The sequence below is a fragment of the Streptomyces arenae genome, from assembly GCF_022343545.1.
GTDB classification, from domain to species: Bacteria; Actinomycetota; Actinomycetes; order Streptomycetales; family Streptomycetaceae; genus Streptomyces; species Streptomyces humi.
Genome location: NZ_JAKQYH010000014.1, coordinates 35809 through 48289, shown reverse-complemented (window position 1 = coordinate 48289; position 12481 = coordinate 35809). Strand labels below are relative to the sequence as shown.

General features: G+C 70.9%; 11 protein-coding genes. 5 read left to right on the top strand and 6 right to left on the bottom strand.

The window, feature by feature from the left end:
* Positions 1 to 20 precede the first annotated feature (20 nt).
* Entirely contained in the window at positions 21 to 491 is a 471-nt protein-coding gene (locus MB828_RS07805) for a DUF3291 domain-containing protein (RefSeq protein WP_301647528.1), read from the top strand.
* Between the two features lie 34 nt (positions 492 to 525).
* Here MB828_RS07805 and MB828_RS07800 read toward each other — a convergent pair whose 3' ends face one another.
* Positions 526 to 2358 (bottom strand): bifunctional metallophosphatase/5'-nucleotidase, encoded by a 1833-nt coding sequence (locus MB828_RS07800; protein ID WP_301647527.1) that lies wholly within the window; start codon positions 2356 to 2358, stop codon positions 526 to 528.
* Between the two features lie 163 nt (positions 2359 to 2521).
* Complete coding sequence (locus MB828_RS07795) at positions 2522 to 3805, bottom strand: adenylosuccinate synthase (RefSeq protein ID WP_301647526.1); 1284 nt, start codon at positions 3803 to 3805, stop codon at positions 2522 to 2524.
* 197 nt (positions 3806 to 4002) lie between these two features.
* Here MB828_RS07795 and MB828_RS07790 point away from each other — a divergent pair, with 197 nt between their 5' ends.
* Positions 4003 to 4848, top strand: coding sequence for a diacylglycerol kinase family protein (locus MB828_RS07790; protein ID WP_133023465.1), 846 nt, complete (start codon positions 4003 to 4005; stop codon positions 4846 to 4848).
* On the opposite strand, the gene MB828_RS07785 is transcribed toward MB828_RS07790, so the two are convergent.
* The 3 genes from MB828_RS07785 to MB828_RS07775 are packed head-to-tail and all read right to left on the bottom strand — an operon-like array spanning position 4826 to position 7625.
* Positions 4826 to 5437 carry a Uma2 family endonuclease gene (locus tag MB828_RS07785; RefSeq protein WP_301647525.1) on the bottom strand — a complete coding sequence of 204 codons (612 nt, stop codon included), beginning with the start codon at positions 5435 to 5437 and terminating at the stop codon, positions 4826 to 4828. The genes MB828_RS07790 and MB828_RS07785 overlap by 23 nt on opposite strands.
* A gap of 35 nt (positions 5438 to 5472) precedes the next feature.
* Positions 5473 to 6246, bottom strand: a complete 774-nt coding sequence (eutC, locus tag MB828_RS07780; RefSeq protein WP_430381345.1) for an ethanolamine ammonia-lyase subunit EutC — start codon at positions 6244 to 6246, stop codon at positions 5473 to 5475.
* Positions 6243 to 7625 carry an ethanolamine ammonia-lyase subunit EutB gene (locus MB828_RS07775; RefSeq protein WP_301647524.1) on the bottom strand — a complete coding sequence of 461 codons (1383 nt, stop codon included), beginning with the start codon at positions 7623 to 7625 and terminating at the stop codon, positions 6243 to 6245. Before MB828_RS07775 ends, eutC begins: the two co-directional genes overlap by 4 nt.
* A 160-nt stretch (positions 7626 to 7785) precedes the next feature.
* Here MB828_RS07775 and MB828_RS07770 point away from each other — a divergent pair, with 160 nt between their 5' ends.
* Positions 7786 to 9309 carry an APC family permease gene (locus tag MB828_RS07770; RefSeq protein ID WP_301647523.1) on the top strand — a complete coding sequence of 508 codons (1524 nt, stop codon included), beginning with the start codon at positions 7786 to 7788 and terminating at the stop codon, positions 9307 to 9309.
* 37 nt (positions 9310 to 9346) lie between these two features.
* Here the strand turns inward: MB828_RS07770 and MB828_RS07765 are convergent, their stop codons facing one another.
* The gene (locus MB828_RS07765; protein ID WP_301647522.1) at positions 9347 to 9901 is read right to left on the bottom strand and encodes a GbsR/MarR family transcriptional regulator; all 555 of its coding nucleotides are present in this window, start codon (positions 9899 to 9901) and stop codon (positions 9347 to 9349) included.
* Positions 9902 to 9975: 74 nt separating this feature from the next.
* On the opposite strand from MB828_RS07765, the gene MB828_RS07760 reads away from it, so the two are divergent.
* Both MB828_RS07760 and MB828_RS07755 read left to right on the top strand, forming a co-directional pair.
* On the top strand, positions 9976 to 10863 hold the full coding sequence (locus tag MB828_RS07760) for an ABC transporter ATP-binding protein (protein WP_301647521.1): 888 nt from the start codon (positions 9976 to 9978) through the stop codon (positions 10861 to 10863).
* On the top strand, positions 10860 to 12428 hold the full coding sequence (locus MB828_RS07755; protein ID WP_301647520.1) for an ABC transporter permease: 1569 nt from the start codon (positions 10860 to 10862) through the stop codon (positions 12426 to 12428). The genes MB828_RS07760 and MB828_RS07755 overlap by 4 nt, the downstream gene beginning before the upstream one ends.
* Positions 12429 to 12481: the final 53 nt, after the last annotated feature.

Below are 12481 nucleotides of genomic sequence, written 5' to 3'. Positions count from 1 at the left end.
GGTCCGGCCATGCTGGACCCATGACTGGCTTTCATCTCGCGCAGGTCAACGTCGGCCGCATCGTCGCCCCGCTGGACGGACCCGAGTTGGCCGACTTCGTCGCCTTGCAGCCGGAGATCAACGGACTCGCCGACCGCAGCCCCGGATTCGTGTGGCGCATGGTCGACGACGAGGGGGCGGACGCGACCGGCATCCGCGCCGACCGGGACGACGCCCTCCTCCTGATCAACTGTTCGGTCTGGGAATCGCTCGAAGCCCTGCGGGACTTCACCTACCGCTCCGACCACCTGCGCGTACTGAGCCGCCGCCGCGAGTGGTTCCGCCGCGCGCTCGAGCCGCACCTGGCCCTGTGGTGGATCCCGGCCGGCCACCGCCCGACCCTCGCCGAGGCGCTGGAGCGGGTCGCGCTGGTACGCGAACACGGCCCCGGACCGACGGCGTTCACCCTGCGCGACCCCCACCCCGCACCGGCCGCGGCGGAACTCGCCTGAGACGCCGGCCCGGGGTGGTGACGGGACGCCAGGATCAGAAGACCGGCGTCCCGGCCTGGGTCAGCTTCCAGTTCGTGGCCGCGAAGGCGGACGGGTCGATGGTGCCCTTGGCGGTGGCGTAGGCGACCATCAGGTCGCGGACCTGGTTGGTGGAGCTGTAGGCGATCTCCGCCGACGCGATGTGCGGGTAGCCGGAGCCGCCGTTGGCGCGGTAGTTGTTGACGGCGACGACGAAGACCTGGTCGTCGGCGACCGCCGCGCCGTTGTAGCTGAGGTTCTTGATGCGCGAGCCCTCGGCCGCCGCGATGTCGATCTCGTAGTCGACGCCGGCCGCCATGTCGTACATGTAGTCCCAGAAGCTGTTGGCGTTGGTGAGGGTGGCGGTGTCCACCGCCGTGCCGGCCGGGACCTGGTGGTAGTACTTCGCGGCGTACTCCAGGTAGTCCTTGAGCTGGGCGCCGGTGAGCTTCTTGCCGTACAGGGTGTTCTCGTAGACGTACAGGCCCGCCACGTCGCGGATCGTCACGTCGCCGGCCGGGATGGTGGCCGTACGGCTGAAGCACGCGGCCACCGAGATCAGCGGGAGCGCGGCGTCCGCCGCCGACAGGCCCGCCTTCACCGCGTCCATCTGGACCTGCTGGATGAAGTCGATGGCCGGGACGTCCTTCCAGCAGGCCTCCGCCGTCGACATCGCCGCGGTACAGGTGCCGATCGCGGTGTTGACGTACTTGACGACCAGGTTGTGGTCGGCGGTGAGGAGTTCGGTGATCCGCGGGTCCTCGGCGACCGTGTTGCTGTTCAGGGTGGTGGCGGTCTTCTTGGTGACCTTCCAGGAGCCGCGCACGTGCTCCAGCTCGAAGTCGAAGCGGGAGAGCCGGTAGCCGTAACAGTACGGCTCGGAGAGGAGGACGTCCTCGCCCGTCTCCGCGTTCTTCACCGTGTACGACGGGACGTCGACGTGGGTGTGGCCGACGAGGATCGCGTCGATGCCGGGGACCTGCTCGGCGACCAGGTTCGAGGCGTTCTCCACGTAGGGGAGTTCGTCGCCCCACGAGGTCGAGCCGTCCAGGCCGGAGTGGTCGGTGAGGAAGACGACGTCGCAGCCGAGGGCGCGCAGCCGCGGCACGTACTTCTTCGCCTGCTCGACCAGACCGGTGAAGGCCATCTTCCCGGAGACGTTGTCCTTGTCCCACAGGGCGATGCCCGGGTTGGTGAGGCCGAGGATGCCGACCTTGATGTCCGGGCCGTGCGGGACCTTGATGTGCTTGACGGTGTAGGGCCGGAAGGCGGGCTTCAGCGTCTTGGCGTCCAGGGCGTTGGCACCGAGCAGCGGGAAGTCGCACTGCTTCTCGAAGGTGCGGACCACCTCGATGCCGTAGTTGAACTCGTGGTTGCCGAGGGCGGCCGCGTCGTAGCGCATCTCGTTCATGGCGATCGCCATGGGGTGCTCGGGGCCGCGCTTGCCGTCCTTGCCGGTGATCGGGTCGACGCTCGCGAAGTAGGAGGCGAGGGAGGTGCCCTGGATGATGTCACCGGCGTCGACGAGCAGGACCCGGTCCGCGCCCAGCTCCTTGCGGATGTTCTTCACCAGGGTGGCGATGCGCGCGATGCCGTAGGTGTTGCCCTTGGAGTCCTTCGGGGCGGCGTTGGTGTAGTAGTCCCAGTTGAAGACGTGGCTGTGCAGGTCGGTGGTGCCTAGGATGGAGAAGCTCCAGGTCTTGGGCGCCTTCGGCGGCTTGGCACCGCCGTGGCCGCGCTCGGCGGCCTGCGCGCTGCCGGTACCGACGGTTCCCGCGACGGCCACGGCGGCGCCGGTGACGGCCGACTTCTGCACGAACTCACGACGGTTCATGGGATTGACGGGCATTCAGGACTCCTGGAGAGGCACAGAGGACGGGTGAGGCGTGCGGGCCGCGGCGGGCTACCCGCGTAGATGCTGACCCTCGCCCGTTACCGGCGTAACCACGGAAAGCCCAAGGGCCGGTCAAGGATTCCCAAGACCGGCCCAAGTGGACGCGCGTACGCACGACTTACAGGAACGAGTTGACCTCGATCGTCTCGTCCCGGCCCGGACCCACGCCGATCGCGGAGATCGGGGCGCCGGACATCTCCTCCAGCGCCTTGACGTAGTTCTGGGCGTTCTTCGGCAGGTCCGAGAAGGACTTGGCCTTGGTGATGTCCTCGGACCAGCCCGGCAGGTTCTCGTAGACCGGCTTCGCGTGGTGGAAGTCGGTCTGCGAGTACGGGAGTTCCTCGACTCGCTTGCCGTCGATCTCGTACGCGACACAGACCGGGATCTGCTCCCAGCCGGTGAGGACGTCGAGCTTGGTGAGGAAGAAGTCGGTCAGGCCGTTCACCCGGGTCGCGTAGCGGGCGATGACCGCGTCGAACCAGCCGCAGCGGCGGTCCCGGCCGGTGGTCACACCGCGCTCGCCGCCGATCCGGCGCAGCGCCTCGCCGTCCGCGTCGAACAGCTCGGTCGGGAACGGGCCGGCGCCGACCCGGGTCGTGTACGCCTTGAGGATGCCGATGACCCGGCTGATCTTCGTCGGGCCGACACCGGAGCCGGTGCAGGCACCGCCGGCGGTCGGGTTGGACGAGGTCACGAAGGGGTACGTGCCGTGGTCGATGTCCAGGAGCGTGCCCTGGCCACCCTCGAAGAGCACGACCTTGTCCTGCTCCAGCGCCTGGTTGAGCACGAGGACCGTGTCGGCAACGAACGGAGCGAGCTTCTCCGCGTAGCCCAGCAGTTCCTCGACGACCTGCTCCACGGCGATCGCGCGCCGGTTGTAGAGCTTGGTGAGCATCTGGTTCTTGACGTCGAGGGCCGCCTCGACCTTCTGCGTCAGGATCGACTCGTCGTACAGGTCCTGGACCCGGATGCCGACGCGGTTGATCTTGTCGGCGTAGGTCGGGCCGATGCCGCGCCCGGTGGTGCCGATCTTCCGCTTGCCGAGGAAGCGTTCCGTCACCTTGTCGACGGTCACGTTGTACGGCGTGATGATGTGCGCGTTACCGCTGATCAGGAGCTTGGACGTGTCGACGCCACGCTCGTTCAGACCGCTCAGCTCGGAGAGCAGGACCGACGGGTCGACGACGACACCGTTGCCGATGACCGGGACACACGTGGGCGAGAGGATTCCGGAAGGGAGCAGGTGGAGCGCGTACTTCTGGTCGCCCACGACGACCGTGTGGCCGGCGTTGTTGCCGCCCTGATAACGCACCACGTAGTCGACGGAACCGCCTAGCAGGTCCGTCGCCTTTCCCTTGCCTTCGTCACCCCACTGAGCACCGAGCAGCACAAGTGCGGGCACGCGCGTACACCCCTTCCGGGCGGGGCATGTCCAAGGTCAGGGGCGTGCGCGTATTGTTCAGCGCCGCGTACCACCGCGACCGTCGTTGGCCGCACAACCGTCGGACCGGATGCCCCGGAATAGACGAAGCCCCTGGCGCAATAGCGCAAGGGGCTCTTGCACAGTGATGCTACCCGAGGAAGCGAGGCAGGACCGAGGTGGCGACTTTCGCGACGTCCGATCAGCTGCTGGTGATCATCGATCCGGTGGCCAGGGAAACGGACAACGAATCCGTCCGGATCGCGAAAGACGTGCTCAGCGCGGGTGCGGCTGCCAAGGTGTGCATGCCGGACGGCCCCGAGGAATTCGCCCGCGCGCTGTCCCGCCGGGGTTCGCGGCGGCCGGTGGTCATCGGTGACGACGGCGCCCTGGTCCGTGCGGTGACCCTGCTGCACCGCCGCCGGGAGCTGGCCGGATGTGTGCTCTCCGTGGTCCCGGTCGGGGGCGCGCAGAGCGTGGCGCACACCCTGGGCGTGCCCGCCGGTGCGGTGGCGGCGGCGCGGGCGGTGCTGGACGGGGTGGAGCGCCGGATGGACCTCCTGGTCGACGACAGCGACGGGGTGGTGCTGGGTGCGCTGCGCATCCCGCCGGTGGCGGCCGAGCCCGAGGTGCCGGAGCCGTCGCCTGAGACCGCGATACGGCCGTGGCTGCGGCCGTACCAGACCCTCGTACGGTCCCTGTCCGCCCGCCCGGCCCCGGTCGTGTCCCGGCCGGGGCCCGCGCGGCTGCGGGTGGAGGTCGACGGGCGGACGGTGGTGGACCTGGACCAGCCGGTGGAGGGCGTGTCGGTGACCCCGGGCGCGTGCGGGGTGGCCGAGGTGGAGGTGCGCCCGCTGTCGGTGGGCGCCGCGGCGGCTCCGCTACGCGCGTCGGGCCGGACGGTGACGGTGGTGGGCGCGGACTTCCGGTACCGGGCCGACGCGGGGGTGGCGGGCCCGGTACGCCGCCGGACGTGGCGGGTACTGGAGGGCGCGTGGGGGCTTACGGTGCCGAGTTCTTCTTGACGGGGGGCTGGAAGCCGGTGGTGTCGAGGGTGCAGTCGAAGGGGGCCGGGATGGAGAGCTTCTCTCCGAACGGCCTCGTTTCACGTGACTCGTAGCCCTTGGCCGAGGGCGTCGAGAAGACGGTGGCCCGCTTCTCCTGCATGTCGAGGAGCAGGTAGACCGGGATACCCGCCCTTCCGTAGACATGCACTTTGTCGGTCAGGTCGCCGTCCCGGGTAGATGAGGAGGTCAGCTCGGCAACGAAGGAAAGGGCCTCGCCGTCCAGGTGAGTGCTGTCGGAATCAAAGACCCGCTCGTCCGCCGCGTGGATATCGGGTCCGTACGCGCGCTCGTCCCCCGGGAAGACGAAGAGGTTTGGCGCCCGCTCGATCACGTGGCCCTCCGGAAGGTACGCCTCCAGTTGCTGGCAGACCAGGCGCATCACGCGGGTGTAGTACCCCTTCGACCACGGCGACAAGACGATGCTCCCCTTGATGATCTCGGCCTTATAGCCATCGGGCACGTCCAACTCGTCGAGGGCGTCCAGCAGATCCTCGAAGCTGTCGGGCTCGGTGCCGCTTATCGTCGGTCGCTCAGTCATCAACGTCATTCTGCGCCCTCCCCGTGATGCGGACCAGACACCACTCAGAGTATCCGACCGATCACATTTCCGTGATCGCTTTCGTCCTTCAGCTCCACCCCCGTCCGCCCCAGCTCCCGCGCCCTCCCCATCAGCCCCGCCAGCTTCGCCGCCGCCGTCTCGTAGTCGAGGCCCCGCGGCGGCCGGATGTTGCTCAGGCAGTTGCGGTCGGCGTCCGTCGTCACGCCCGGCACCGGCCGGTACGTCAGATACGCGCCCAGCGAGTCCGCCGCCGACATGCCGGGGCGTTCGCCGATGAGGACCACCACCAGGGCCGTACCCATCGTGTGGGCGATGTCGTCGCCGAGGGCCACCCGGGCCTGTTCGGCGAGGATCACCGGGGCGACGCGCCAGGCCGGGAGGCGGGCGGCCGTCGCCCGGACCACCGCAGCCGCGTGCGCGTGCACGGCCCGGCTGGACAGCCCGTCGGCGACGACGAAGACGACGTCCCAGCTGCCGGCCGGGAGGTGGGCGCGGTCCACGGGGTCGAGGCGGCGGCCCAGGTCGGGGCGTTGCAGATACGTCAGCCGGTCACCGGCCGCGCTGCGGACCCGGACCGTCGGCAGGCCCGCCAGTTCCGCCGTGACCCGGTCCGGCTCGAACGGCGAGTGGACCGCGTCCCGGGCCGCCGCGTGCGCCGCCTGGAGGCCCAGGCGGTGCCGGGTGGGAAGGGCGGGGCCGGAGCGGCCGAGGCCGATCCGGGCCTGGGTCCGGCGGCGCAGCAGGGGCCAGAGTTCGTCGAGTCCGGCGGCCGTCGTCATCTCAGTCATGTCAGTCATGCGGCCAGTTCCCTTCCGATCGCCGCCAGCGGGTGGCCGCCGACCTCCCGTACGCCGCCGTCCTCGGCCAGCAGCCCGACCGACTCCAGCCACGCCTCGAACTCCGGGGCCGGGCGCAGGCCCAGCACCTCGCGCAGGTACAACGCGTCGTGGTAGGAGGCCGACTGGTAGTTGAGCATGATGTCGTCGCCGCCCGGCGTGCAGATCACGAAGGAGGCGCCGGCCACGCCGAGCATGGTGAGCATCGTCGCGATGTCGTCGTCATCGGCGTCGGCGTGGTTGGTGTAGCAGATGTCCAGGCCCATGGGCAGGCCGAGGAGCTTGCCGCAGAAGTGGTCCTCCAGGGCGGCCCGGAGGATCTGCCGGCCGTCGTAGAGGTACTCGGGGCCGATGAAGCCGACGACGGTGTTCACCAGGAGCGGGCGGTAGCGGCGGGCGACCGCGTACGCCCGTGCCTCGACCGTCTGCTGGTCGACGCCGTGGTGCGCGTCGGCCGACAGGGCGCTGCCCTGGCCGGTCTCGAAGTACATGACGTTGTCGCCGACGGTGCCGCGGCCGAGCGCGAGGGCCGCCTCGTACGCCTCGTCGAGCAGGCCCAGTGTCACGCCGAAGGAGGCGTTCGCGGCCTGGGTGCCGGCGATGGACTGGAAGACCAGGTCGACCGGGGCCCCGCGCTCCATCAGGTCCACGCTCGTCGTGACGTGGCACAGGACGCAGGACTGGGTGGGGATGGCGTACCGGCTGATCACGCCGTCCAGGAGGTCCAGCAGGTCGCGGACCGCCCTGGGGCTGTCGGTCGCCGGGTTGATGCCGATGACCGCGTCGCCGGAGCCGAGGAGGAGGCCGTCGAGGAGGGCGGCCGCCACGCCCGCCGGGTCGTCGGTGGGGTGGTTGGGCTGCAACCGCGTCGCGAGCCGCCCCGGCAGGCCGATCGTCGAGCGGAACGCGGTGACCACCCGGACCTTGCGGGCGACGGCCACCAGGTCCGCGTTCCCCATCAGCTTGGACACGGCGGCGGCCATCTCCGGCGTGACCCCCGGCGCCACCGCGGCCAGCGCCCCGGAATCCGCCGCGAGCAGCCACTCGCGGAACTCGCCGACCGTCAGGCCGGCGACGGGCGCGAAGGCGGCCACGTCGTGCGTGTCCAGGATCAGCCGGGTCACGTCGTCGTCCTCGTACGGGATCACCGGCTCGGTCAGGAAGGTGGCGAGCGGCACTTCCGCCAGCGCCCAGCGGGCCGCGACCCGTTCCCGCGCGCTCGCGGCGGCGAGGCCGGCCAGCCGGTCGCCGGAGCGTTCGGGGCTCGCGGCGGCCAGCAGGCGGGCCAGGGAGCCGAAGCGGTGGCGTTCGCCACCGAGGGTGGCCGTGTACGTGGTCATGGCGGCGACCGTACGAGCCGGGTGTTGCCGGCAGATTGCCTCAGATTTCTAAAGGTCTGAGTGACAAACATTTAACGCACCGAGCCCCTCGACGGACTCATTCGGCCTACAGAGTTCCGGTTCGGTACAGCCAGCGAACAGCAGGAGAGGGGCCACCCCGATGGCAGTGGACGAGGGAGTCGCCCCGGCGACGAAGACAGGCGGGAGCGCCGACGGCGACGGCACGGTTCACCGGCTCAAGCCCAACGCGATCGGTCTGCTCGGCGTGGTCTTCATGGCCGTCGCGACCGCCGCGCCGATCACCGCGATGACCGGCAACGTGCCCTTCATGGTGTCGTCCGGCAACGGCATCGGCGCGCCGGCGAGCTATCTCGTCGCAATGGTCGTCCTGGCAATCTTTTCCGTCGGCTTCACGTCGATGGCGAAGCACATCACGTCGACGGGCGCCTTCTACGGCTTCATCTCCTACGGTCTCGGCCGCACCGCGGGCCTGGCCTCGGGGCTGCTCGCCACCTTCGCGTACGTCGTCTTCGAACCGGCGCTGATCGGCATCTTCTCGGTCTTCGCGAACACGACGCTCAAGGACCAGACCGGCCTCGACGTCCCGTGGTGGGCGTTCGCGATCCTGATGCTCGCGATCAACGCGACCGGCACCTGGTTCGGCGTCAGCGTCGCCGAGAAGCTCCTCGTCGTCCTCCTCGGTACCGAGGTGACCGTGCTCGCGGCGATGGCGATCTCGGTCGCCCTGCACGGCGGCGGCCCGCACGGCTTCACCTTCGCCCCGGTCAACCCGGTCAACGCCTTCAAGGGGACCAGCGCCGGCCTCGGCCTCTTCTTCGCCTTCTGGTCCTGGGTCGGCTTCGAGTCGACGGCGATGTACGGCGAGGAGTCCCGCGACCCGAAGAGGATCATCCCCAAGGCGACGATGATCTCGGTCCTCGGCGTCGGCGTCTTCTATGTCTTCGTCTCCTGGATGGCCATCACCGGCAACGGCGAGGCGGCGGCCGTGAAGGCGGCCTCGTCCGCGAACCCGCTGGCGCTCTTCTTCGACCCGACCGAGCACTACGTCGGCCACTGGGCGGTCGTCCTCATGCAGTGGCTGATGATCACCGGCTCGCTGGCGTGCGGCATGGCCTTCCACAACTGCGCCGCCCGCTACATGTACGCGCTGGGCCGGGAGGGCGTGCTGCCGAAGCTCCGGGACACCGTCGGCCGCACCCACGCCAGGCACGGCTCCCCGCACATCGCGGGTCTGGTCCAGACGGTGGTCTCCGCCGTCCTGATCGCCGCGTTCTGGATCGCGGGCAAGGACCCGTACAACGCCCTCTACGTCCTGCTCGCCATCCTCGGCACCATGGCGATCCTGGTCGTGCAGGCGGTCTGCTCGTTCGCGGTGCTGGTGTACTTCCGCCGGAACCACCCCGAGAGCCGGCACTGGTTCCGGACCTTCACCGCCCCGCTCGTCGGCGGCGTCGCGATGCTCGGGGTGGTCGCCCTGCTGGTGTCCAACATGGGCGCCGCGGCGGGCGCCGAGTCCGGCTCACTGCTGCTGAAGGCGACTCCGTGGCTGGTGGCGCTGGTCGCGGGCACGGGCGTCGGCTACGCGCAGTACCTCAAGCGGCGGTCACCGGAGCGGTACGCGCTGCTGGGCCGGACGGTGCTGGAGGAGACACGGGAGCGGTGAGCGCCCCGCCCTTGTCGAGGCTCGCGCCTACCGGGGCTCACTCTTGTCGGGACTCGCCGCCGAACAGTTCCTCGCGGCGGGCCCGCCACCGTTCCATCATCTGCGCGATCTCCCCGTCCACGAACTCGAAGAACGCCAGCGTCTCCGCCATCCGCCGCCCCGCCGGGGTGTCGGGGCCGAGGCTGGTCACGCCCTCCCGCAGGGCCCCCTCCCAGCGCTTGATCACGGCTTCCCGGTTGGTGAGGGCCTCGTACCACTGGTTGCTGTGCACCCGGTACCGCTCCCGCCGCGATCCCGGTTCCCGCTCCCGCGCGACCATGTGCTGCTGCGCCAGGTAGCGCACCCCGCCGGACACCGCCGCCGGGCTGACCTGGAGCAGTTCCCCCAGTTCCGCCGAGGTCAGGGTGCCCGAGTCGGAGGAGAGCAGGGCCGCGAAGATACGCGCCGGCATGCGCTGCATCCCGGCCTCGACGAGCTGCGCCGCGAAGCTCTCCACGAACTTCGAGACGGCCTCCCGATCGCGTCCCTGGCCGCGCCCCTGGCCCCGTCCCCTGTCGCGTCCTCCGTCGCGTCCGGCCGCATCCGTAGTCATGGTCACCACCCTAGCGTCGGTTTCCACACTTCCTTAACTTCACAAATTTCTGAAGCAAGCGTACGTTCTGAAACATGACGAAGGCCATCACGGTCGCCGGGCTCCACAAGTCCTTCGGCCGCACCCCCGCCCTCACCGGCCTCGACCTGACCGTCGAGGCCGGTGAGGTGCACGGCTTCCTCGGCCCCAACGGCGCCGGGAAGTCCACCGCGATCCGGGTCCTGCTCGGCCTGCTGCGCGCCGACTCCGGCGCCGCCCAGGTCCTCGGCCGCGACCCCTGGACGGACGCCGTCGAGGTGCACCGCCGGATCGCCTACGTCCCCGGGGACGTCACCCTGTGGCGCAACCTCTCCGGAGGCGAGGTCATCGACCTGTACGGCCGCCTGCGCGGGGGCCTGGACGCGCGCCGCCGCACCGAGCTCATCGACCGCTTCGAGCTGGACCCGACGAAGAAGGGCCGCACCTACTCGAAGGGCAACCGCCAGAAGGTCGCCCTGGTCGCCGCCTTCGCCTCCGACGTCGACCTGCTGATCCTCGACGAGCCGACGTCCGGACTCGACCCCCTGATGGAGGAGGTCTTCCAGCACTGCGTGGCGGAGGAGCGCGACCGCGGCCGTACGGTCCTGCTCTCCTCACACATCCTGAGCGAGGTCGAGGAACTCTGCGACCGCGTCAGCATCATCCGCGCGGGCCGCACCGTCGAGTCCGGCTCCCTGGCCGACCTGCGTCACCTCACCCGTACCAGCGTGACCGCCGAACTGGCCGGTCCCCCCAACGGGTTGGCACACCTGCCCGGCGTCCACGACCTCGACGTGCGGGGCCACCGGGTCCGGCTCCAGGTCGACGCCGACCACCTCACGGCCGTACTGCGCTCGCTCGGCGAGTCCGGCGTGCGGTCCCTGACCTCCACTCCCCCCACCCTCGAGGAGCTCTTCCTCCGCCACTACCAGGACCAGGCATGACCACCCTCGCCGGCACCGGCACCCTGCTGCGCCTCGCGCTCCGCCGCGACCGCGTGACGACCCCGGTCTGGATCGCGGTGAACGCGCTGATGGTCCTCTCCATGCCGAACACCCTGCAGAGCCTGTACGGCACGCCGACCGAACGCGCCGATCTGGTCAGGCAGTTGCGGTCCAACGCCGCCTTCCGCGCGCTGATCGGCCCGCTCCACGACACCTCGATCGGCGGTCTGACCGCCTGGCGGGTCGGCGTGTACGCCGGTCTCCTCGCGGCCGTGACCGGCCTGCTCGTCGTCGTACGGCACACCCGCGACGAGGAGGAGACCGGCCGTGCGGAACTGCTGGCGTCGGGTGCGGTGGGCCGCCGGGCGTCGCTGACCGCGGCCCTGCTGGCGGCGGGGGCCGCCAACGCCGTCCTCGCGCTGCTGATCACGACGGGCCTGGCGCAGCAGGGCGCGGCCGGAGCGCTGGCCCTCGGGCTCGGCGTCGGCGCCGTCGGCATGGTGTTCGCGACCACCGCGGCGGTCGCGGCACAACTGACGGAGAGCGCGAGACTGGCGCGGGGACTCACGGCGGCGGTCCTGGGCACGGCGTTCGTCCTGCGGGCGGCGGGCGACTCGGCGCGGCCGGACGGCTCGTCGCCGTGGACCTGGCTGTCACCGCTGGGCTGGCTGGAGAACCTGCGCCCCTTCGCCGCCGAACGCTGGTGGGTGCTGCTGCTCTTCGCGGCGGCGGTGGTGGCCCAGGGCGCGCTCGCGTACGGGCTGGCCGGCCGCCGGGACCTCGGCATGAGCTTCTTCCCGTCCCGGCCGGGACCGGCCACCGGGCGCCTCGGATCCGCCGCCGCGCTCGCCCGGCGGCTCCAGCGGGGCGCCGTGCTCGGCTGGTCGCTCGGCTTCCTCCTGGCGGGCGTGGTCTTCGGCGGCCTGGCGCGGGGCGCGGCCGACCTGGTGGGAGACAACGGGAACACCCGCGAGGTCTTCGAGCGGATGGGCGGGCACAACGGGCTCACCGACGCGTTCCTCGCCTCGATGGCCGGCATGCTGGGCCTGGTCGCCGCCCTGTACGTCGTGGCGTCGGTCCTCCGCCTGCACGGCGAGGAGACCTCGGGCCGCGCCGAACCCCTCCTGGCGGCCCCGGTGAGCCGACTGCGCTGGGCGGCCGGCCACCTGACGGCCGCCTTCGGCGGCTCCGCTCTGATCATGCTCCTGGCGGGCCTCGGCCTGGCCGTCGGCTACGGCGGGCGGCCGGGCGCCGTCCTGGCCGCCTGCCTGGTCCAGCTCCCGGCCGTGTGGGTGATCGGCGGGGTGGCGGTGCTGCTGTACGGCGCCGCGCCACGCCTCGCCCCGGCCGCCTGGGGCGTCGCGGCGGCCGTCCTCCTCGTCGGCTGGGTGGGCCCGGCGCTGAACGTCCCCCAGGCCGTCCTCGACCTCTCCCCCTTCGGCCACCTCCCCAAGCTGCCGGGCGGCCATCTCAGCGGACCCCCGCTGCTGACCCTGCTCGCCCTGGCCACCGTCTCGACCGCCTGCGGCCTGGCGGCACTCCGCCGACGGGACCTGCCGGCCTGACCGAGCCAGGGACCTGACGGCCTGACCGCGGCCCGGCGGGAACCCCGGCCGGG